This window comes from Novosphingobium sp. GW835-FHT14H07, assembly GCF_058793515.1.
Window position 1 is genome coordinate 180,114 of the sequence record NZ_JBXAFX010000003.1, and the last position, 21,253, is coordinate 201,366.

Below are 21,253 nucleotides of genomic sequence, written 5' to 3' on the forward strand. Positions count from 1 at the left end.
AGATCACTCCTGCTTCTCCATGAACACCCGCGCGCGATCGGCTGCCCAGTTCTGCAGGGCTTCGGTGCGCAGGCGGGCGCCTTCCGGGTCGGCTTCGAGGGGGAGGACCGATTCGACGATCCGATCGAAGTGGGCTCGCAGGCCGTCCCTGGCTTCGGGGTAGGGGATCACGTAGAGCTGGTTGGCTTCAATCGCGCGCTTGACGTGCTCGGCGAGTTCGACCGGGTCCATGCCGTGCTGGTGGATCGAGTGGAGCGAGGCGATGGAGTCCTCGTTTTCGACGTAGCCGCTCTGGCCGAACTGCGCGGGGCGCAGGCGGCAGGCTTCGGCGATGTTGGACTTGATGTTGGCCGGGCATAGAACTGAAACGCCGATGCCGTGCTTTTCAAGGCCGAGGCGGTAGCTTTCCATCAGGTTCACCACCGCAGCCTTGGCCGCCGAATAGGGTGCCGCCAGCGCGCTGCCCATCAGGCCGCCGAGGGACGAGGTGGTGACGATGTGGCCGGGCTTGCCGCTTTTGATCATGCGGGGCACGAACGTGACCATGCCGTTGATTACGCCTCCAAGATTGACGCCGATGATCCAGTCGAAATCGTCGTAGCTGGTGTTCTCTACCGGGCCGAAGCTGTTGACCCCGGCGGTGTTGAACAGCAGCGTGGGTGCGGCGCCGAACACGGCTTCGACTTCGTCAGCGGCACGGGCGTAGGCAGCGCGGTCCATGATGTCGAGCACGAGGCCGTGGGCGGTGATGCCCTCTGCGCGCAATGCGGCGAGCGCCTGATCGATGGCCTCGGCCCGGATATCCGCGATCACGACCTTTGCGCCGGCACGGCCGAAGACCTGCGCCTGCCCCAGCCCTGCGCCAGAAGCGCCGCCGGTGATGAACGCGATCTGATCGTTGAAGTCTTGCACCTTTGCGGCTCCTCTGCCCGATATTGTTAGTGTTACTTACAAAAGTCGCGTGACCAGGGCAAGCGCTGGCGATAATCCGGCCATGTTGCGCATGATTGACCTCACATCCGATAAGGTGCACCAAATGCGTAACATAAACTGACAAGTTCAGCGCGAAGCGAAAAACGGGAGATAGTATGGGCGAGATTTTTCCGGCCGGTGCAACGATCGTATTCGGCGGCAGTGGCGGCATCGGCCGGGGCGTGGCGCTGGAGTTCGCGCGCGAGGGCAGCGACGTGGCGGTGGTCTATCGCTCGAAGGAGGATGTGGCCCGCGCGGTGGCCGACGAGATCGCTGCGCTGGGGCGCAAGGCCACGATTCACCGCGCCGACGTGCGCGACCGCGCGCAGGTGCAGGCGGCGCTGGCGGGCGCGGTCGAACAGCATGGCCGGGTGCATAGCGTGGTGTGGGGGGCAGGGCCGGTGGTGCCGCAAGTGGCGATTGCCGACTGGACGGAGGAAATGTTCCGCACGTCGATGGAGATCGAGGCGTTCGGCTTCAACAATGCCGTCCACGCCGCGCTGCCGCACATGCGCGCAAGCGGCGGGGGAAGCTTCGTCCATCTCGGCTCTGCCGGGCACGATTGGTGGCCGAAGCTCGATGGCCTGTCGGTAGCGCCCAAGGCCTGCAACGAGGCGCTGATCAAGGGCATCGCCAAGGAGGAGGGCCAAAACGAGATCCGCGCCAATTCGATTCTCGTGGGCGTGATCGATGCCGGGCAGTTCAAGATCGGGCAGGAGGCGGGCACATTCACGCCGGAATGGGAAGCCGCGGTCAAGGCGATGCTGCCGCTGAAGCGCTGGGGCACGCCGCAGGACATCGGGCAGGCTGCGGTCTACTTCGCATCGTCGCGCGGGAATTACGTCACCGGGCAGACCATTTCGGTCGGCGGGGGCTTCGGTGTCTGAGCTGGCACCGCACCCGATCAGCCTTGACGAACTGATGGCGCGCGAGGCGCTGCGCCATCTTGTCACCGCCTATGGCCACTGCATCGACCGGCGCGACTGGGATCTGCTGCGCACCCTCTACCATGACGACGCGGTGGACGATCACACGCCCTATTACTGCGGGCCGGTGGATGGCTACATCGCGTGGCTGCCGGGCATGATGGCGAACTGGCGGGCGACGATGCACACGGCGCTCTCGGCGCTGTTCGTGGTGGACGGCACGCGCGCCCAGGGCGAGATCACGGCGCGGGCGTGGCACCTGACGCTGGATGGCGAGCGGCAGTTCGTAGCCTGGGGGCGCTATGCCGATCATTACGAGCAGCGCGACGGGGTGTGGCGCTTTGCCCGGCGCTCGTTCATCCTCGATCATGCCGAGGACCTGCCCGCCGCGCAGGGCGACGATTTCGGCAGTGGCGGCGTCGGCACCGGGCGGGCCGGGGCGGACGATCCGGTCCATGCGCGGCTTTCGCTGTTTGCGCGGACGGATGCGTAATCAGCAGTTGGTTTCGATACGCATAATACGTTCGGGTGATGACGCCGGCGCGGGGGTGAGCGATCTGGCCGGTACTGAACAGGCACTCACGAGATTGGGAAGAGAATGACGGAGACGGGTGGGAAGGCGCGGTTGCGCTATGCGGTGATTGGTGCGGGAATGTCGGGCGTGATGGCGGCGATCAAGCTGCTGCAGCGCGGCGATGCCGACTTCGCAGTGTTCGAGAAAGGCGCGGAACTGGGCGGGACATGGCGCGATAACCGTTACCCGGGCCTGACCTGCGACACACCGTCGCACGCCTACAGCTACAGCTTTGCCCTGAACCCCGACTGGAGCGCCTACTACGCCACCGGGCCGGAGATCCACGCCTACTTCAAGGGCGTGGCCGAACGCTTCGGGGTGGTGCCCTACATCCGCTTCAACAGCGAAGTCACCTCGTGCACTTTCGACGATGCGACGAGGACATGGACCCTCGGCATCGTCGATGGCTCGACCTACGAGGCAGACGTGGTGATCGTTGCCACGGGCGTGCTGCACCATCCGAAGATGCCGGACCTGCCGGGGCTCGATACGTTCAAGGGCAAGGCGTTCCATTCGGCACGCTGGGATGACAGCGCCGTGCTCGACGGCGCGCGCGTTGGCGTGATCGGTTGCGGGTCGACCGGGATCCAGATCGTCAACGCGCTGAGCAGCCGTGCGGCGAAGCTGGTGCACTTCCAGCGTTCGCCGCAGTGGATCATGCCGGTGGTCCAGTTCGAATACACCGCCGAACAGCGCGCCGCCTTTGCCGCCGATCCATCGCTGATCGAGGCGATCCGCAATGACCCGCAATACTGGGAGGCGGTCTATCGCTTCACCGAGGGCGTGACCGACTTCACCAGCCCGCAGATGCACGAGATCGAGGAGCTGTGCCGCCAGAACCTGGAGCAGAGCGTGCGCGATCCGGAATTGCGCGAAAAGCTGCGGCCCGATTATCACGCGGCGTGCAAGCGCCTGATCTATTCGTGGGAGTACTACGAGTGCGTGCAGCGCCCCGGCGTTTCCGTCGAAGTGGGTGCGATCGAGCGGATCGTGCCGGAGGGCGTGCTGATGAAGGACGGCACCTTGCACGAACTTGACGTGCTGGTGCTGGCAACCGGCTTCCGCGCCGACAGCTTCATCCGCCCGGCGGTGGTGACCGGGCGCGGCGGGCGCTCGCTCGACGAATTCTGGGCGACGCGGCCGGCTGCGCACTATGCGATCGCGATGCCCGATTTCCCGAACTTCTTCATGCTCAACGGCCCCGGCGCGCCGGTCGGCAACTTCCCGCTGATCGATATTGCCGAGCGGCAGTGGGAATACATCGAGCAACTGCTCGAACCGGTGCGGCGGGGCGAAGCGCGTACGGTGGAACCGCTGGAACCGGCCTATCAGGCCTATGAGGCGCGGCGCATCGCGGCAGCGAAAAAGACGATCTTCGGATCGGGCTGCACCAGCTGGTATCTCGACAAGACCGGCATTCCCGCGACCTGGCCGTGGGGCTATCACGACTTCGCCAATGCCATGGCCAAGCCGGTGGCCGAAGAGTTCGCGTTCGCGGCCTGACCCAATGGAGACGACGAAGCCGGAGGTGCCTGCCGAGGTCGAGCAGGCGATTGCCACGCTGATCCGCTGGGCGGGGGACGACCCCGCCCGAGAAGGCCTGCTCGATACGCCCCGGCGCGTGGCGCGGGCGTGGCGGGAGTATTGCCAGGGCTATGCCGAGGACCCGGCCGCGCACCTTTCGCGCCAGTTCGAGGAAGTGGGCGGGTACAACGAGCTGGTGCTGCTCAAGGACATCCCGTTCCAGAGCCACTGCGAGCACCACATGGCTCCGATCATCGGCAAGGCTGCGATTGCCTATCTGCCGCGCGACAAGGTGGTGGGCATCTCGAAGCTCGCCCGCGTGCTCCATGCCTATGCGCGGCGGCTGCAGATCCAGGAGCGGCTGACCGCACAAGTGGCGCAGTGCATCTGGGACAACCTGCGTCCGCACGGCGTGGCTGTCGTAATCGAGGCGCAGCACGGCTGCATGACCGGGCGCGGCGTGCGCACGCCGGGCGTGGGCATGGTGACGAGCCGGATGATGGGCACGTTCCTCGAGGACAACCGCAGCCGCAAGGAAGTGCTGAGCCTGATGGGCTATTGAGAGCGGCTTGCTGGTCATCCATATTCGGACTACATTCGGACCGAATATGGATGGAGCCGCGTCATGGGCCTTGAAAGCCGCATCAAGCCGATCAGCTACCTGAAAGCCAACGCCGCCGAAGTGCTGCGCGAACTGAATGAAGGCGCCGAGCCGCTGGTCATAACCCAGAATGGCGAGGCCAAGGCCGTGCTGCAGGATGCGGCAAGCTATTACCAGATGCAGGAGACAATGGCGCTGCTCAAGCTGCTGGCGCTGGCGAAGGAGAATATCGCGGCGGGGAAGGTCAAGACCGTCGAGGGACTGGCCGACCGTATCCGCGCACGTGCCGCTGAAGAAACCCGCTTTGTCGAATGACGGGGACCTATCGCGTCGAAATTGAAGACGAGGCGGAAAACGATCTGTTCGAAATCTATCGGCGCCGCCTTGCGCAGCGCGGACCCGATGGGCCAGACGGCGCCGAGGCGCTGCTGGATTCGATGATGCAACTCATCGACAGCCTTGCCCACTATCCTGAGCGCGGTCCGGTGCCGGTGGAATTACTGGAACTGCGCGGAAGTCCGTGGCGGCAGGTTTCACATCCGCCATATCGCATCATCTACGAGTTGGGGGACGGAGTGGTGACGATCGCGCTGGTCGCAGATGCGCGACGAGACTTCTCGACCCTGTTCCAACGCCGCCTGCTCGCCTTGAAGCGCTGAGCCACCGCTAACCCGCCAGCGCGGCCTTGTCGCGTTCGAACGAGCGCATTGCGCGCAGGGCGGCCCAGACGCCGATGTAACCGGTGGGGATGGCGACCGACAGGCCAATGCGCAGGCCATGAGGACCGGCTCCGGCGATCCAGTCCGAAAGTTGTCCGGCCAGAACCGGGCCGAGCACGTTGGCGAACATGCTGGAGATCAGCAGGACCAGTGCGGTGCCGGTGGCGCGGTGGCTGTTGGGCAGGATGTATTGCAGTCCGGCAAGCACGCCGACCGACCAACCGCCGCCGAGCAGGCCCGAAGGCACCGCGAGCAGCCGGGCCACGGTTAGGCTGTCGCTCCAGGTGACGAGCAGGATGGTGGTCGTTGCGCCGCCGAGCGCCAGCGCGGTGAGGCGGAGCTGAACGGTGGCATCGCCCTTGCCGAGCTTGTCGGAGAGAAAGCCGAAGCCGAGCACGCCCAACAGGCCGGGCAGCCCGAACGACAGAGCGAAGGTGGCGCCCGCGGCTTGCGTCGAGAGACCATAGGCGCGCTCGAACAGGGCGGGGCCCCACATGCCGAAGGTCACGCCCGAAAGCGAACCCAGCGCCATCACCGTGGCCAGCAGCATGACCGACGGCGTCCCGACCAGCAGGCGCATCGTCTGCTTGAGCGGGAGCACGGGCGTGGCGACGTCAATGACCTCGCGCGCGGGTTCGCGCACGATCAGCCATGTCGCCAAGGCGATGACGATGCCGATCATGCCCAGTGCGTGGAAGGCGGTCTGCCAGGTCGAGGCGGCGGCGATGGCGGGGCCGCCGGCAAGGCCTGCCATCTGGCCGACATAGATCGCGGTCCCGAGCAGGGCGAAGGCGCGGCCCCGTTCGTTGGCGGGGAAATAGGCGGCGATCAGGGCGGCGGCAGGGGCCTGGTAAGCGGCCTCGCCAATGCCGACGCCGACGCGGGCCAGCGCCAGCATTTCGGCGCTGGTGGCGAGCCCTGACAGCAGGGTGAAGAAGCTCCAGAAGCCGCAGCCGAGCGCAATGATCATCACGCGCGAGCGGCGATCGGCGGCGCGCGCGATCGGCAGGGTGAACAGGCTGTAGAGCAGTGCGAAGGCCGGGCCCATCAGCGCGCCCATCACCGTATCGCTGATGCCGAAGTGCGCCTTGATCGGCTGGGCGAGGCCGGGGATCAGAAAGCGGTCGGCATAGTTGAGCACCGCGACCATGACCAGCAGCGTCAGCGCCAGCCAGCGGTTGGTCAGCGGCTTGCCACTGGTGGACAGGGTGGCGGCGGCGCCTGCCGGAATGGTCGCGGCCACGCGGCTCAATCCCGCATCTGCGCGCCGCCGTTGACGTGCCAGACCTGACCGTTGACCCAGGCGCCATCGTCGGAGGCCAGGAACGTCACGGCGGCGGCGATGTCTTCGGGCTGGCCGAGGCGGACGTGCGGCACGGCGGCGAGGCCACGCTCGACATACTCGTCGGTGAGGTGCTGCCTGACCGCTTCGGTGAGGACGAGGCCGGGGCAGATCACGTTGGCGCGCACGCCCTTCTTGCCGAACTTGGCGGCAACGTGGCGGGCCAGCGCATGGATGGCGTTCTTGGTCATCGGATAGGCAACCTGCCACGGTGCGCCGCCCGATGCCGCGCCGGAGGAGGTGTAGATCATTGCGCCGCCGCCGCGTTCGAGCATCTTCGGCAGCGCCGCCTGCGTGGCGAGGAAGTGGCTCTTGGTGTTGATCGCGAAGCTGAGGTCGAGCACGTCCTCGGGGCAATCGAGGATGTCGTTGTCGCCCCCGGTGCCGCCCGCAAGGTTGGAATGGTAGAAGTCGAGGCCGCCATAGGTCTCTACCGCGCAGGCCACGATCGCGGCTTGTGAATCGGCCTTGGTGCCGTCAAGTTCGATGCCGGTGGCGGTGCCGCCGGTTGAGCGGATGCTTTCCGCCACTTCGCGGGCCCAGTCGCCCATGAGGTCACCGATGACGACGTGGGCGCCTTCTTCGGCGAGGCGCCGTGCGGTTGCAGCGCCAATGCCGCGCCCACCGCCGGCAACGATGCCGACTTTGCCCTTGAGGCCCTTCATTCCAGAATCTCCCGTATTGCCGATTTGCGGATCATAATGCCGCCAGAATTATGCAAACATGCATATCACCGGAATTATGATCGCGCAACGTGCGATATTTTTTGCTCTTATCTCCGCATAAAGCCAGTCTTGTGATTCGCGGCGTGCGCCGATGCGAGTGCTCTGGAGCGCATCGGCATGCTGCATTTTTGCGGGAATCGCCGGGTCCATATCCCGGACAAGTGGCGCATTTCTGCGAGTCATGGCATGTTTGCGTATTTCGACTTGTCAATTCCTACGCACTTGCTATCTTCCGCGCCAACAACGGTTTGGAGGGGAGTAACAATGAAGGCCACCACTTGCGCAACGCTCGCCGTGCGGCTGATGCTTGGCGCCAGCCTGGCGTCGATGATGCTGGGATCTGCCGCCCATGCTGCGGATGAACCCGTGCAGGCCAGCGATGACCAGGGCCAGCTGGAGCAGATCGTCGTGACCGCGCAGAAGGTCGAGCAGAACCTGCAGGACGTGCCGCTGGCAATCAGCGCGATCAGCGCCGACAAGGTCGAGAAGCTGGGCATCCGCGATGCCAAGGACCTGTCCGGCCTCGCCCCCAACGTGACCATCGTGCAGGGCACGACCAACGCCAATGCCGCTGTCATCTCGATCCGCGGCATTCCCACGCCCGCGACCGAGACCTTTGGCCTCGACACCGCGAACGGCCTTTACGTCGACGGCGTGTTCATCGCCCGCTCGGGCGGCAGCGCGCTTGACGTGATCGACGTTGCCCGCGTCGAAGTGCTGCGCGGGCCGCAGGGCACGCTGTTCGGCCGCAACACCACCGGTGGCGGCATTGCCTTCATCTCGCGTGCGCCGTCGAAGGAATTCAAGCTTTCGGCCGAAGCCGGCTATGGCAACTACAACGCGTTCAACGCCAAGATCACGCTCGATCCGGGCGAGATCGCGGGCATCTCGACCAGCTTCACCTACAGCCACCGCCAGCGCAACGGCGTGGTCGACAACCTCAACGAGCCAAGCGATGCGCGTGATCCCGGTGCGCGCAAGGGCGATTCCTTCCGCATCGCCGCCAAGGCCGACATCGGCGGCACGGGCTCGATCCAGTACATCTTCGACTGGAGCAAGATCGACGCCTCGCCGATCAACTTCCAGCTGACCAATGTCGCCAGCGGCGCGGTGCGTCCGCCCGAAGTGGTCGGCGGCGTGCCGGTGGTGGTGACGCAGCAGGCGCCCGTCGCGCCGTTCCTGAACACGGTCAACTTCCTCGATCCGCGCTGCGCTGCTCTTGCCGCGCCGACGCGCGACTGGCGCCGCACGGTGTGCAACGACATCAACAGCCGTTCAACCGACAAGGCCTGGGGCCACAACGTGCAGGTCCAGAACGACTTCGGCGCGTTCCACCTGAAGTCCACCACCGGCTACCGCTTCTGGAACAACGACAGCGTGACCGACCTTGATGGCATCGGCGCGTTCACTGCGCCGCGCTTCACGCAGGCGTCGCTGTTCAACGGCATGCCAGCAAGTCTGCTGCAGTTCATCCCGTCGATCCCGGCAGCATTCCGTCCGTTCATCGCCGCATCGCCGGTACCGACCGTGCAGCAGAACCTGTTCGACACCAACAACAAGCGCCGCCACAAGCAGTTCAGCCAAGAGGTTGAAATCGGCAACGAGAGCGACAGCCTCGACTGGGTGCTCGGCGGCTTCTATTTCTGGGAAAAGGGTTCGGAGTACAACCCGCAGAACAGCGGCTTCGTGCTCGATACCAATTCGATCTTCCTCGGCAACTTCGGCCCGCTCGGCCCCTCGTTCGTCGCGGCCAATCCGGCGCGCTACCGTCTGGTGCAGACGCTGTCGGTGCTCGATTACACCGCGACGGCCGAGAGCACTGCGGTCTATGGGCAGGCGACGTTCTACCCCGGCGGCAAGGACAGCGGCCTGCGCCTGACGGCAGGCGGCCGCTATACCTGGGACACCAAGTCGATGGTGCGCCGCCAGAACGGTGTGGCCCCGCTTGCCACGCCCGAGCAGGGCCGCGCCAGCTACAGCAAGTTCACCTGGAACCTGATGCTGGGCTATGACCTGTCCGACCAGGTCAACCTCTATGCCCGCATCGCCACCGGCTATCGTTCGGGCGGGTTCAATGCGCAGGACCCTGCGGTGGCCGGCGTGCTGCCTTCGTTCAAGCCGGAGAACGTCACGTCCTACGAAGTGGGCCTGAAGTCGGAACTGTTCGACCGCAAGGTTCGCTTCAACCTTGCCGGATACTACAACGAGTACAAGGATCTGGCGATCGCCGTGCCGATCACCAACCTTGCTCCGGGCACTTTCGCCACCAAGGTAACGAACGCCGGCAAGGTCACTTACACCGGCGTCGAGGCCGAATTGACGGCGGTGCTGACCGACAACTTCACCTTCGAGGCGAACGCCGGTTACGTCGACATCAAGTACAAGGAGTTCCTCGCCGGGCTTCCGGTCGCCGCCAACCAGCCACTGGTCAACATCGCGGCCTATGCCACGCCGGGCTACACCTCGCCGTTCACCGCAAATGTCGCGATGAATGCGCAGTTCCCGCTGGGCGACAACGGCATGCGCCTGACCGGCCGGGTCAGCTATGCCTACGAAGACGGCAAGTACAGCTTCTCGAACGTGCTGTCCTCGCCGTTCAACGAAGTGCTGAAGGGCGACAATCGCAATATCGTCGACGCGCAGGTGGCGATCGATCGCATCCCCCTTGCCGGGAGCGAGGCGGCGGTGCGCTTCTGGGTCAAGAACCTGACCGACGAGAACAACCTCGTCCGCGCAATCGACTTCGGCCAGCTGGGCTATGGCGGCGGCTATTACGCCGATCCGCGCACCTATGGCGTGACGGTGGGCGTGAAGTTCTGATCTTTGGGGAGGATGGGCGCCGGTACTCCGGCAACCGTCTTCGGGTGGCCCCGCTTCTGCAAGTGCAGGGGCGGGGCTTTTCTGTTATTACGCGTTCATATGACGAAAACGCACCTTCACAACGGAATGCGTATCCCTATAGCTAGTGACAAAGCGAATCATGCAAGGTTCGTGTGGGAGAGCCGTGATGACGATCAGCCTTGAAGACCTCGCCGCGCGGCTGACCGCGCTTGAGGACAAGGAAGCGATCCGCGCGCTGAAGGCGCGCTACCTGCGCGCCTGCGACCTCAAACAGGTCGAAGATGTGCGCGATTGCTTCGCCACCGGCAAGATCCGCATCGCCTATGAAAACTTTCCCGAGTTCGATGACCGCGATGCATTTGTCGCGATCTATCAGCAGATGGCCTGCAATGGCGGCGTCTATGACATTCACCACGCCACCAACTGGCAGATCGATCTTGAAAGCGGCACGCGGGCGACGGGCAAGTGGTCGCTCAATTTCCGCACGATCCTGACCGGGCCACGCCAGGTCGTCCGCCTCGCGGTGGAATACGATGACGTTTACGAAAAGCGCGACGGCCGCTGGTGGATCGTCGAGACTGTCAGCCGCGTGACTTCGATGCTGACCGAACAGGTGGCTGAGGACGGCAGCGTGACGGTAATCGCGCTGGCCGAGCCGCCGGCAGCCTGAACCTTCGAAAGGGAAATCCAGACATGGCAATCAATTACGGCCTTGAAGGCAAGGTGGCACTGGTCACGGGCGCAGGCGGCGGCATTGGCCGTGCGGCGGCAGAGGCATTCGCGCGTTCCGGCGCGAGCGTCATGGTCAGCGACGTGAACGAGGCAGGCGGTGCTGAAACGGTAGCTTTGATCGAGGCTGCAGGCGGCAAGGCCGCGTTCGTGCGCTGCGACGTGAGCAACGCGGACGAGGTCAAGGCGATGGTCGCGGCCACGGTCGCAACGTTCGGCGGGCTCGACTGTGCATTCAACAATGCCGGGATCAACCGCATCACCGACGACCAGTACGACGACGCGATCTGGGAGCGCGACATCGCGATCAACCTTTCCGGCGTGATGCGCTGCATGCGTGAGGAGGCGGCTTACATGCTGCAGAACGGCGGCGGCGCAATCGTCAACACTGCCTCGATCAACGGGCTGGTCGGCAATGGCGGACAGCCTGCCTATACCGCCGCCAAGCACGGCGTGGTCGGCCTTGCTCGCCATGGCGCGCTGCGCTGGGCCAAGGCCGGCATCCGCGTCAATGCGGTCTGCCCTGGCGTGATCGAAACGCCGATGACCGCGCCGCTGGTGCAGAACGCGGAAATGAAGGCGCTGATCGACGGGATGACGCCGATGGGCCGGATGGGACAGGCCAGCGAAATCGCCGAGGCGGTGGTGTGGCTGTGCTCACCCGCGGCAAGTTTCGTCACCGGACATGCCATGGTCGTCGATGGGGGCGCTACGGCGTTCTGACGCCTTGCATTTAATCGCGCGCTTAATTACCCCTGTGTCAGTAACCGCGAGCAACGCGGAATCGGGACAGGTGGATGATGGCCGAAAGCGCTTTCGACTTTATCGTGATCGGTGCGGGCAGCGCGGGCTCGGTGCTCGCCGCGCGCCTTTCCGAAGATCCGCAGACGCGTGTGCTGCTGCTTGAGGCGGGCGGGCCCAACACGTCGGTGCTGGTGCGGATGCCGGCGGGCGTGGGCACGCTGATCAAGCAGAAGAGCAAGCACAACTGGGGTTTCTGGTCGGAACCGGAACCGCACATGGACAATCGCCGGATGTGGCATCCGCGTGGGCGCGGCCTCGGCGGCTCGTCGGCGATCAACGGCATGGTCTATGTCCGTGGCCACGCGCGCGATTATGACCAGTGGCGGCAGATGGGGCTGGAAGGCTGGTCCTGGGCCGATGTGCTGCCCTATTTCCGCAAGGCCGAGGACAATTGCGACGGGGCCGATGCCTTCCACGGGGCGGGCGGGCCGCTGAAGGTCAACTGGGGTGAGAATTCGCACCACCCGCTCTATCGCGGGATCATCGAGGCCGGGCGGCAGGCCGGGCACAAGGTCACGCCCGATTTCAACGGGGCGGATCAGGAGGGCTTCGGCCGCTACCAGCTGACCATCCACGACGGACAGCGCTGGAGTGCGGCGCGCGGCTACCTCGCGCCGATTGCGGGCAAGCGCGGCAACCTGAACGTGGTGACCGGCGCGCGGGTCCACCGCGTCGTGGTGGAGAACGGGCGCGCCGTGGGCGTGGAGTATTCGCTGGGGCAGGGAAAACCGGTCAGCCGCGCCAGCGCCAAGCGCGAGGTTCTGCTTTGCGCAGGCGCGTTCCAGTCCCCGCAGATCCTCCAGCTCTCCGGCATCGGCGATCCCGAGGCGCTGAAGGCCAAGGGCGTTGTGCCGGTCCATGTGCTGAAGGGCGTGGGCGCGAACCTGCAGGATCATCTTGATGTCACGCTCAACTGGGCCTGCACCCAGCCGATCTCGCTCTATAACGAAATCAAGGGGTTGCGGCAGCTCAAGGTCGGGCTGCAATACCTGCTGACCGGCAAGGGCACCGGGCGGCAGAACGGGCTTGAGGCCGGCGCTTTCCTCAAGTCGCGCCCCGATCTCGATCGGCCCGATCTGCAGATCCACTTCGTCATCGCGATCATGCAGGAACATGCCAAGGTCCAGGCCAAGCGCGATGGCTTCACCATCCACGTCTGCCAGTTGCGCCCGGAAAGCCGGGGGCAGGTCTCGCTCAGCAGTGCCGATCCTTATGCCGACCCTGCGATCCTGGCGAACTTCCTCGCCGCCGAAGAGGACCGCCGCGTGGTGCGCGAGGGCATCCGCATCGCCCGCGAGGTTGCGGGGCAGGAGGCATTGGCACCCTATCGCGGTGAGGAGATCTGGCCGGGGGCGCATGTGCAATCCGATGCCGACATCGACGCCTGGGTGCGCGCCAGGGGCGAGACGATCTACCACCCGGTCGGCACTGCGAAGATGGGCACGCGCGATGACCCGATGGCGGTGGTGGACAAGGACTGCAAGGTCATGGGCCTCGAAGGCCTGCGGGTGATCGATGCCTCGGTCATGCCGACGCTGATCGGTGGCAACACCAATGCGCCGACGATCATGATCGCCGAGAAGATCGCCGACGTGATCCGGGGGCGGCCGCCGCTCGCTCCGGCCGATACGCGGGTGGCGGAACTGGTGTGATAATGTGATGAAGGCCATTGCGCGAGGAGGACCGGCTGGGCCACCTTGCCGCGCATGATCAAGCGTCTGTTCGCCAAGCATCCCGTCCTCACTACCGCAGGCGCCGTGGCGCTGGGCAGCCTTGGCGTGGGCACCGCACTGTGGGCCTGTGCCGATACCTCGTGCTATCCCGGCTGGCAGCTGGGTGCGCTGGACTATGACTGCGCAGGCCGCGCGCTGATCAGCCCCGGCAACGATACGCGCATCAACATGGTCATGCTGATGCAGAGCGTGCAGCCGGGGGTGGCACTTCCGGCTGAGGCCAAGATTGATCCCAACGATCCGCAGTTCGGCAAGGTTTTCGTGTCGTGGGAAGGCTTGCGCGCTTCGCTGTGGCCTGAGCCGGAGGCGCCCGAGCCGGATTATGACGAGAAGAGGTGCTCTGAGGCTGAGGCGGGCAGTGCCGATTTCCTTGCGGCGCTGGCGGCAGACAAGGGCGTGCCGGCGGGGGAACGCGCCACGCTTACAGCGCTGCGGGCGACGGCAGGGTGCCATGACGGCGAGTGGAACGACGCGGCCATTTCCAGCCAGCAGGGCCGCGCCTTCCTCTCCTACCTGAAAGCCGCCGATGCCTTCCACAAGGCGGACTATGCGGCAGCAGAAGCGGGGTTTGCCACGCTGGCCAAGGTCGGCAATCCGTGGATTGCCGAGACTGCGCGCTACATGCCGATCCGCACGGGGCTTCGCCGCGCGGCGGCGACGTCGCTGGACGAGTGGGGCGATTTTGCCGGACCGGAAAAGGTCGATCGCGCGGCGCTGACATCGGCGGCACGTGCGATCGATGCCTATCTCGCCGCCTATCCCAAGGGCCGCTATGCCGACTCTGCGCATGGCCTGAAGCGGCGCGTGGCGTGGCTGGGCGGCGATACCGAGGCGCTGGTCGGCACCTACGAGGCGCTGCTCAGGGCGACGCCCGCATCAAGTGTCGAGGCGGCCTATCTCGTTGAGGAAATCGACCGCAAGCTGCTTGATCGCGAGGATGCGGCAGCCGTCGTGGCAAAGCAGGGCAAGGCGCCGCTGCTGCTGGCGCTGGCCGACATGAAGAAGATGCGGCCGGTCTACGACGGGCCAGCGGTGGGGCTGTCTGCCGCAGAGCTTGCGGCGCATAAAGCGCAGCTCTTGGCCTACCCCGATCTCTACGGCCTGCTCGAAGCCACGCGGATCACTTATGCTGGCGAGAATGCGAAGCCGATCCTCTCGATCCTGCCGGATGCGGCGCGGGCGAAGGGGATGACGCCGCTGGCCTTCAGCCGCCAGATGGTGCGCGGGCAGGCGCTCTCGGCCTTGCGCGATCCCAATGAGGCGGGGTTCTGGCGCGAGCTGATCGGCGCGGCGAGCCCGTTCCACCAGCGCCCCTTGGCCGAACTCGGCCTTGCCCTGCGCTGGCAGCGCGACGGGCGCGTGGATCAGGTCTTCGCGCCGGGATCGCCGGTGCAGGAGCAATCGATCCGCGAGGTGCTGTTGCAGACCGTTGCCAGCCCGACGATCCTGCGCGCCAGCGCGGCCGACACCTCGCGTTCGGGCCATGAGCGCGACGTTGCCCGCTTCGCCCTGCTGCACAAGGACCTGACGCGCGGCGCGTTCGCCGATTTCACGCGCGATGTGGCGCTGGTGCCTGCCGATGCCAACACCGATGGCGGGCTGTGGGGCTTTGCCAGCCAGCAGAGCGTGCCGGTGGGCCTGTTTACCAAGGGCCAGTGGTCGGACGGCTTTGCCTGTCCGGCGATTGCGCAGACCGCCGCCACGCTCGCCCGCAATCCGGCTGACCAACGCGCGCGCCTGTGCCTCGGCGATTTCTGGCGCCTGAACGGCTTTGATGGCTTCGCCCTGCACGCGCCGGACGATGGCGCCAACGTTCTCGGAAGCGCGCCAGACCTTTTCCCCGGCAAGGCCAGCTATCGCGATGCGATCTATGCCGCGATCATCGCCGACAAGGCGGCCCCGGCAGACCTGCGCGCCTATGCGCTCTACCGCGCGGTGCGCTGCTATGCGCCTTCGGGCTACAATGGCTGCGCGGGGCCTGCGCGGACCACGGCGGAACTCGAGGCGGCGCAGGTGCCGCTGGCGGTCCGCAAGGGCTGGTACGACGAGCTGAAGAAGCGCTACCCGCAAAGCCAGTGGGCCAGAACGCTGCGCTTCTACTGGTGAACTGGCGCGCGATTGCCTTTGCCGCTGCGCTGCTCCTCGCCGGATGCGAGCGCCAGCCAGACGCGCCGCGCGTGCGCGCCGAGACGGCTGAGGCAGTGTTCGTCTGGCCCGGCGTCCACCCTGCGCCTGAGATAAAGGCGCGCACCGTGTACCTGCTCGATGGCGAAGTGCGGCGCGATGGCGCAGCGCGGCTGCATCGGCTGCGCATGGGCATCCCGCGCTTGCCCGGGCGGACGCTGTGGCTGGTCGTGCGAGCCGAGCGGCTCGACTGGACCGACGCCACCCGAGCCGCGATCCTCGCCGACCTTGCGCAGTGGCGTGCGGCGGGTAACGAGGTGGCGGGCCTGCAGGTCGATTTCGATGCCGCCACCAAGGGCCTGTCAGGCTACGCCGCGTTCCTCAAAGACCTGCACGCCCGCCTGCCCAGGGACGTCCGTCTCTCGATCACCGGCCTGATGGACTGGAGCGCCAATGGCGATCCCCGCGCGCTTGCCCAACTTGCCGGCACGGTCGACGAAGTGGTGATCCAGACCTACCAGGCCCGCTCCACGATCCCCGGCTACGAAGCCTACTTCGCGAAACTGGCAAATTTCCCAATTCCCTTCCGGGTGGCGCTGGTCGAAGGCGGCGAATGGCAAGCCCCACCGGGACTTGAGACCCACCCGATGTTCCGGGGCTACGCGGTGTTCCTGCTGGGGCGCGAGCGGCGTTGGGGGGAGGTCCGGTTTCGGACGCGGCGTAGTTCGGGCTGAATGGCTTGAATGGGGTGTATTCCGGATGGTCGTCTTTCAGTCGCGAGGCGCTACGAACGGAAGTAGTTAGAACAGCTTTGCCATGCGCTCAAGATCGTAGTCGAGGAGCCAGTCAGCAAAACCTGCGTAAAGCCCTTTAAGCTTGGCGGCATCAAATGCACTCACGTCCATTCCTCGATCATCGTAGATGTGCATCATCACGGATGCGTTTGGGTCGATCAGGAAAGTAACGACAGGAGCTCTCGGGTAGATAGGCATTTCTGACGCGACGGCATGCCAAAGAAGGGTGTCGCGGGCCATCTTGTCTAGACCCATATCGTAGCTGCGGATGTCCCAGACATCTGCCTCTTCTCCAGGATCGGTGTAAAGTACTGCCTGCCATTCGCTTATCAGAGGCGCATGAAATCCGGCGGAATGAAGAGCCATGAACCCGTCGGCTACTTCATCCGCAAGACCAGCTTGATTTGGCAGGCGGCCGTTCCACGCCACGATGCCTATGCAGCTTTCACGAAACATCGCGTCAGCGACGGTTGATGCCCGTCGGTGCGCCTGAAGAAAACGTGGAACTGACTCGGTTGTGTTATCAAACTCCTCGCCACCAAGTTCGAAACGTAGTCGAACGTCCTCGAAGCCAAAGCGGGCTGTCCAAAGACTCGACCACAAATTCTCAATGGATGGCCTGCTCATAGCGCTCGATAGCCGCTTCGAGCGCGACCAAGCAATGACGAAAAAGCTTGGCCGAACGGCAGCAATGGAGTCGTGTCGTGACTAAGCGCTTTTGGGCCCAATGGTCGGAAAGCCGCCCTTCGACTCAAGCCGGGACAAGCGGCAGCTGTCGGTACGCCTGCCTTGTTGCTCGAACGGCGGCAATGGGGTGGTTAGTGGACTTCGCCTTCGATCAGCGTTACGGCGTCACCAACCGCTGAAGTGAGCCGTCCGTCGCGAAAGCTGAATTTCAACCTAATGCCCTCGAGGGGCTGATTGGTTCGGAATAGCAATTCGACTTCCCAAGAGCAGCCGGAGGGAACGAAGGCTATCGGCCCGGTCCATAGGGATTGCGCTTCAAATCGGATCGGCTTCACGTCTTTTACCATTTTGACAGCACCGGGCGGACCAAAGCTTCTTACGGTAATATGATCACCTCGTCGGATTTCAAAACGAGCATCGTCGGCGATTACCGCTCGAAGGTGGTCGGTCTCGTTCCGATCCGCAGCTCTCACCAGATCAAGTGCACGCTGGACATAGAAGCGGTCGGCTTCGCTTTGGCTCGGGCGACCACTTTCAAACCCGGGGCAAGCTGCAGTCGCACTTGCCATCGGAGTTGAAGCGACAAGCAGGATCAATGCAGATAAGATTTGCGGCATCTGAAGGAATTGCCATCACCGCTGAAGGTCCGCAATGGCGTCGTTTCCGGAACGGCGGCTTTTCAAGTAGGAGTTCGCCATAGCCGCCGATCCTCCCTATTCATCGCTGGTGCAAATGAGGGCGCGGAAAGGACTGGTTGCCACCCCTCCGTCAGTCCTTCGGATTGGCACCTTCTTTGGCCTTCGCGAGGACGGGGAGGATCAGAGATCTTCGAAGGCGGCTCAGGGCCGCCCGCAGATGCAAGTTGCGTGCGGCGTCGATTGCGGCCAGACCTTCGCTCCATGCAACCTCATGTCATCGCTGCCGTCCTGTGGGCCCTGATCCTTGGCGGGGCGGGCGGGGTCCTGACCGAGATCGGGCCGTGGTATCGCAATCTGAAGAAGCCTTCCTGGCAGCCGCCCGACTGGCTGTTCGGCCCGGCGTGGACGGTGATCCTGGGGCTTGCCGCCTGGGCGGCGGTGCTGAGCTGGGATGGTGCCAGTGACGAGGCCGGGCGGATGACGGTCATCGCGCTGTTCGCCGTGAACTTCGTGTGCCACTTCCTGTGGTCGCCGCTTTTCTTTGCGCGCAAGCGGCCCGACTGGGCGCTGATCGAGGTGGTGCCGCTGTGGCTTTCGGTACTGGCGCTGTGCGTCATGCTGCGGCCGTTCTCGGTGCTGGCGAGCTGGCTGATCGTGCCCTATCTTGCGTGGGTGAGCTTTGCCGCCTGCCTCAACCTTGTCATCGTCCGGCTGAACCGGCCTTTCGGGGACGTGAGAGAAATCTCGTAGACGTGTGAATTGTCGCACATTCTTCTGCGACGAAGCGAGCTAATCAGCCCTTGCGACCCGAAGGGCTCTGCCAGTCAGAGTTCCTGAACTTCAAGGGGACGGCGCGAGCGATCGCACCGTCCCCCTTTTTTGCGTTCCGTTGCAACACCGAGGTCCCCGCCTTCGCGGGGACGCCGGATTTTTGTCACGCGGCGAGCGCCAGGTCCTTGGTATCCTTCGTGGTGGGCACGAAGGGCAGGTAGGAGACGCGGTAGCGCACGGCGAAGGTGATCTGGTGATCGCCTGCGGCAAGGCCGCCGTTGAGCACGATGATCCGGGCCTTTTCGCCGAAGTTCCAGCGATCGTCGTAAACGGTTTCCATCTCGTCGAGCGTGTAGGTGTTGCCATGGGCGGAGAAGCGCACGGTTTCACGCGGCTGCACTGCGCCGTCGACGGTGACCTGGATGTCCTCGATCATCGAGAGGCCGAGGCCGCGGTAATAGGGCAGGCGCCCGAGGAAGGAAAAGCCCGTGGTTTCGCCGTCTCTGGCCTCGCTGCGGAGGCTGCCCTCGACGATCATCTTGTTGTCCATCATGGGAAGAGTCTCCTTATTCTGCAGCTTCGGCCATGGCTTCCGCATCGGCGCAAGCCGTGGGCGAGGTCTGGATTGCGGGGTCCTGCGCTTCGCCGAGAAGGCGGGCGAGCATGACCTGCTGGCGGCGGACCTGTTCGACCGAATCCGGCTCCTGCGCGTCCTCGATCCAGCGGTTGCCTTCGTATTCCGAGCAGATGTAGCCGTCGTAGCCGCCCTGGTTCAGCACTTCGACGATCTTGTCGTAGGGGATCGAGGGTTCCACGTAGTCTTCGTTCATCTGGTAGAACTTGCCGTGGATGTTGTGGATGCGCGGCATGTAGTCGAGCATGCGCTTGGGCTCATAGGCGGCGTTGTGGCGCATGGTTTCGGCCATGGCGATGGCAGGCCCGGTGCCGCCCATCTCCTGCACGTTCAGGATGACGTATTCCGAAAGAACGCGGTCTTCATAGGCCTTCACGATGTAATCCGCGATGTTCTTCGACACGCCAAGCCGCATGAACCGCTCAGTGAACACCGGCGGGAAGGCGTGGAGGAACATGCCCATGTCGGGCAGGAAGCCGAGCGCGTCCGAACCGGACTTCTCGAAGGCTTCGGCGTGGCGGATGATCCAGGGGTGATCGAAGTGCAGCGGGGCGTGGACCTCGATGAGGATCTTGATGCCCTTTTCCTCGGCATAAGGCGCGGCGGCAACCAGCACTTCGGGCGCGATCGAGACGAGGGCGCGGATGTACTTCGCGCCAAGACGGGCGCCGAAGTCGATGTCCTTCTTCACGCTGGCGACCTGCTCTTCCAGAGGCATCAGGCGGCCCTTGTAGCGCTTGTAGTCCAACATGAAGTCATGACAGACGGCGGTGCAATCATACTGCGCGATAATGCGGTGCCAGTTTTCGATCTCGGCATCGGCCACGCCATATTCGGGCCAGCCCCAGAACGACTGTTCGCCGATGACCTCGATGCCCTTGGCGCCGAGTTCGGCGCTGGTGCGGATGCAGTCCTCGAGGGTCATCTTACCCTGGAAGGTCTCGTTCTGGTAGGAATAGAGGCTCACGCCCCTCTTGATCTTGGACACACGTCACCTCTTGGCGGGGTTGTTGCGGATAGCCGGCACAGGCTCGATCGAAATGCCGAGTTAGCGTTGCGGACAGGGCGGGAAGGGGCGTGCAAGATAGCGCAGGCCTTTCGCTCTCTCCTGGGGTCTGCCGCCCCTTATTGGAATGGATATTCTAACAATATGCGGCGTCCGTCAAGTCCTGCTTGACCATCGTTTTAGAATCACCATACTTATTCTGAATTCGCGATGCCGCGCATGATGCGGTGCTGCCCGAAAAGACTGCAAAGGGAGATGGAGATGTACGCAAAGACGTTGCGCCGGGCCATGATCGGCCTTCTGGCAAGTGCCGTGCTGGCAGGTCCGGTAATGGCAGGTCCGGCCGCTGCAAAGGACGATCTGGCCGCGATCAAGGCCGAGATGCAGGTGCTGAAAGCGCAGGTCGAAGGTGCGCGCGACCGGGCGGCGGTGGAAAACCTGTTCTCGCGCTACATGTACCTGCACAATGCCTTCCGCGATACCGACATCATCCCGCTGTGGGCGAAGAAGGGCACGCCGGGCGTACGCTCGCAGTACAGCAACCTTGGCGTCTACACCGATTGGGACAAGATCATGTCCTACCACCAGGGCCGTCCCGCGCCGGTCAGCAAGCTGGTGTTCCACTATGTGACGACGCCGGTGATCGAAGTGGCTGGCGATGGCCAGACCGCCAAGGGCCTGTGGATCGTCAACGGGCTGGAATCGGGCCTGGTCGATGTCGACAAGGCCAAGAACATGCCTGCCTGGATGTTCGAGAAGGATCTCGTGCAGGGCAAGAAGGTGTGGATGCACAACGTCTACCTCAAGTACGGGGTCGACTTCATCAAGCAGGACGGCCAGTGGAAGATCTGGCACTTCCACTGCTTCGAGGTGGCCCGCGCGCCCTATGGCATGGGCTGGATTCCCTTTGCTGCTGTCGCGCAGGACGATGCCTTCAACGTTGACCTGATGTATGTGGGCGAGGACGGCAAGCCGGTGTTCATGCCCAAGGTCGATGGGCCCGCCACGGTGCTTTCCAACACCTACCGCACCGATACCTCGCAGAAGCTCGAGGCGCGTCCGCCGGAACCGTATCGCACCTTCAGCGAAACCTTCGAGTACTGACCTGC

The 21,253-nt window shown here is 64.4% G+C and carries 21 protein-coding genes; 14 read left to right on the top strand and 7 right to left on the bottom strand.

Going from position 1 to position 21,253, the window contains the following annotated elements; all coding sequences use genetic code 11:
• Nucleotides 1-3 precede the first annotated feature (3 nt).
• Nucleotides 4-912 carry an SDR family NAD(P)-dependent oxidoreductase gene (locus AC1Q5P_RS04430; RefSeq protein ID WP_492518244.1) on the bottom strand — a complete coding sequence of 303 codons (909 nt, stop codon included), beginning with the start codon at nucleotides 910-912 and terminating at the stop codon, nucleotides 4-6.
• 176 nt (nucleotides 913-1,088) lie between these two features.
• Here AC1Q5P_RS04430 and AC1Q5P_RS04435 point away from each other — a divergent pair, with 176 nt between their 5' ends.
• The 6 genes from AC1Q5P_RS04435 to AC1Q5P_RS04460 all read left to right on the top strand — a co-directional run bounded on the left by AC1Q5P_RS04435 (nucleotide 1,089) and on the right by AC1Q5P_RS04460 (nucleotide 5,256).
• On the top strand, nucleotides 1,089-1,859 hold the full coding sequence (locus tag AC1Q5P_RS04435; RefSeq protein WP_492518245.1) for an SDR family NAD(P)-dependent oxidoreductase: 771 nt from the start codon (nucleotides 1,089-1,091) through the stop codon (nucleotides 1,857-1,859).
• Complete coding sequence (locus AC1Q5P_RS04440; protein ID WP_052242527.1) at nucleotides 1,852-2,391, top strand: nuclear transport factor 2 family protein; 540 nt, start codon at nucleotides 1,852-1,854, stop codon at nucleotides 2,389-2,391. Before AC1Q5P_RS04435 ends, AC1Q5P_RS04440 begins: the two co-directional genes overlap by 8 nt.
• Before the next feature lie 105 nt (nucleotides 2,392-2,496).
• Complete coding sequence (locus AC1Q5P_RS04445; RefSeq protein WP_492518246.1) at nucleotides 2,497-3,975, top strand: flavin-containing monooxygenase; 1,479 nt, start codon at nucleotides 2,497-2,499, stop codon at nucleotides 3,973-3,975.
• 4 nt (nucleotides 3,976-3,979) lie between these two features.
• The gene (folE, locus tag AC1Q5P_RS04450; protein WP_062344390.1) at nucleotides 3,980-4,558 is read left to right on the top strand and encodes a GTP cyclohydrolase I FolE; all 579 of its coding nucleotides are present in this window, start codon (nucleotides 3,980-3,982) and stop codon (nucleotides 4,556-4,558) included.
• A gap of 63 nt (nucleotides 4,559-4,621) precedes the next feature.
• On the top strand, nucleotides 4,622-4,912 hold the full coding sequence (locus AC1Q5P_RS04455; RefSeq protein WP_039335732.1) for a type II toxin-antitoxin system Phd/YefM family antitoxin: 291 nt from the start codon (nucleotides 4,622-4,624) through the stop codon (nucleotides 4,910-4,912).
• Nucleotides 4,909-5,256: a type II toxin-antitoxin system RelE/ParE family toxin gene (locus tag AC1Q5P_RS04460; RefSeq protein ID WP_193828610.1), complete on the top strand. Its 348-nt coding sequence runs from the start codon at nucleotides 4,909-4,911 to the stop codon at nucleotides 5,254-5,256. The genes AC1Q5P_RS04455 and AC1Q5P_RS04460 overlap by 4 nt, the downstream gene beginning before the upstream one ends.
• A gap of 7 nt (nucleotides 5,257-5,263) precedes the next feature.
• On the opposite strand, the gene AC1Q5P_RS04465 is transcribed toward AC1Q5P_RS04460, so the two are convergent.
• Entirely contained in the window at nucleotides 5,264-6,559 is a 1,296-nt protein-coding gene (locus AC1Q5P_RS04465; protein WP_062344386.1) for an MFS transporter, read from the bottom strand.
• Nucleotides 6,560-6,564: 5 nt separating this feature from the next.
• Entirely contained in the window at nucleotides 6,565-7,323 is a 759-nt protein-coding gene (locus AC1Q5P_RS04470) for an SDR family NAD(P)-dependent oxidoreductase (protein ID WP_039335728.1), read from the bottom strand.
• A 324-nt stretch (nucleotides 7,324-7,647) separates the two neighbouring features.
• Here AC1Q5P_RS04470 and AC1Q5P_RS04475 point away from each other — a divergent pair, with 324 nt between their 5' ends.
• The 6 genes from AC1Q5P_RS04475 to AC1Q5P_RS04500 all read left to right on the top strand — a co-directional run bounded on the left by AC1Q5P_RS04475 (nucleotide 7,648) and on the right by AC1Q5P_RS04500 (nucleotide 16,348).
• Nucleotides 7,648-10,203, top strand: coding sequence for a TonB-dependent receptor (locus tag AC1Q5P_RS04475; protein ID WP_492518247.1), 2,556 nt, complete (start codon nucleotides 7,648-7,650; stop codon nucleotides 10,201-10,203).
• Between the two features lie 187 nt (nucleotides 10,204-10,390).
• Nucleotides 10,391-10,894 (top strand): nuclear transport factor 2 family protein, encoded by a 504-nt coding sequence (locus AC1Q5P_RS04480; protein ID WP_062344380.1) that lies wholly within the window; start codon nucleotides 10,391-10,393, stop codon nucleotides 10,892-10,894.
• A gap of 23 nt (nucleotides 10,895-10,917) precedes the next feature.
• The gene (locus AC1Q5P_RS04485) at nucleotides 10,918-11,676 is read left to right on the top strand and encodes an SDR family NAD(P)-dependent oxidoreductase (protein ID WP_492518248.1); all 759 of its coding nucleotides are present in this window, start codon (nucleotides 10,918-10,920) and stop codon (nucleotides 11,674-11,676) included.
• Between the two features lie 77 nt (nucleotides 11,677-11,753).
• Nucleotides 11,754-13,409: a choline dehydrogenase gene (locus tag AC1Q5P_RS04490; protein ID WP_492518249.1), complete on the top strand. Its 1,656-nt coding sequence runs from the start codon at nucleotides 11,754-11,756 to the stop codon at nucleotides 13,407-13,409.
• A gap of 54 nt (nucleotides 13,410-13,463) precedes the next feature.
• A complete protein-coding gene (locus AC1Q5P_RS04495; protein ID WP_492518250.1) occupies nucleotides 13,464-15,596 on the top strand; it encodes a PA5441 family protein in 2,133 nt (710 codons plus the stop codon).
• Nucleotides 15,566-16,348, top strand: coding sequence for a DUF3142 domain-containing protein (locus AC1Q5P_RS04500; RefSeq protein ID WP_193828604.1), 783 nt, complete (start codon nucleotides 15,566-15,568; stop codon nucleotides 16,346-16,348). Before AC1Q5P_RS04495 ends, AC1Q5P_RS04500 begins: the two co-directional genes overlap by 31 nt.
• Before the next feature lie 66 nt (nucleotides 16,349-16,414).
• On the opposite strand, the gene AC1Q5P_RS04505 is transcribed toward AC1Q5P_RS04500, so the two are convergent.
• A complete protein-coding gene (locus tag AC1Q5P_RS04505) occupies nucleotides 16,415-17,035 on the bottom strand; it encodes a DUF3885 domain-containing protein (RefSeq protein ID WP_492518251.1) in 621 nt (206 codons plus the stop codon).
• A 191-nt stretch (nucleotides 17,036-17,226) separates the two neighbouring features.
• On the bottom strand, nucleotides 17,227-17,712 hold the full coding sequence (locus tag AC1Q5P_RS04510) for a hypothetical protein (protein WP_492518252.1): 486 nt from the start codon (nucleotides 17,710-17,712) through the stop codon (nucleotides 17,227-17,229).
• A gap of 282 nt (nucleotides 17,713-17,994) precedes the next feature.
• Here AC1Q5P_RS04510 and AC1Q5P_RS04515 point away from each other — a divergent pair, with 282 nt between their 5' ends.
• Entirely contained in the window at nucleotides 17,995-18,483 is a 489-nt protein-coding gene (locus tag AC1Q5P_RS04515) for a TspO/MBR family protein (RefSeq protein ID WP_193828601.1), read from the top strand.
• Nucleotides 18,484-18,667: 184 nt separating this feature from the next.
• Here the strand turns inward: AC1Q5P_RS04515 and AC1Q5P_RS04520 are convergent, their stop codons facing one another.
• Nucleotides 18,668-19,057 (bottom strand): C-glycoside deglycosidase beta subunit domain-containing protein, encoded by a 390-nt coding sequence (locus AC1Q5P_RS04520; protein WP_492478492.1) that lies wholly within the window; start codon nucleotides 19,055-19,057, stop codon nucleotides 18,668-18,670.
• A gap of 13 nt (nucleotides 19,058-19,070) precedes the next feature.
• Nucleotides 19,071-20,063, bottom strand: coding sequence for a sugar phosphate isomerase/epimerase family protein (locus tag AC1Q5P_RS04525; RefSeq protein ID WP_492518305.1), 993 nt, complete (start codon nucleotides 20,061-20,063; stop codon nucleotides 19,071-19,073).
• 342 nt (nucleotides 20,064-20,405) lie between these two features.
• Between AC1Q5P_RS04525 and AC1Q5P_RS04530 the strand changes: the two genes are divergently transcribed.
• Nucleotides 20,406-21,248: a nuclear transport factor 2 family protein gene (locus AC1Q5P_RS04530; protein ID WP_492518253.1), complete on the top strand. Its 843-nt coding sequence runs from the start codon at nucleotides 20,406-20,408 to the stop codon at nucleotides 21,246-21,248.
• The last annotated feature ends 5 nt before the right edge of the window (nucleotides 21,249-21,253 follow it).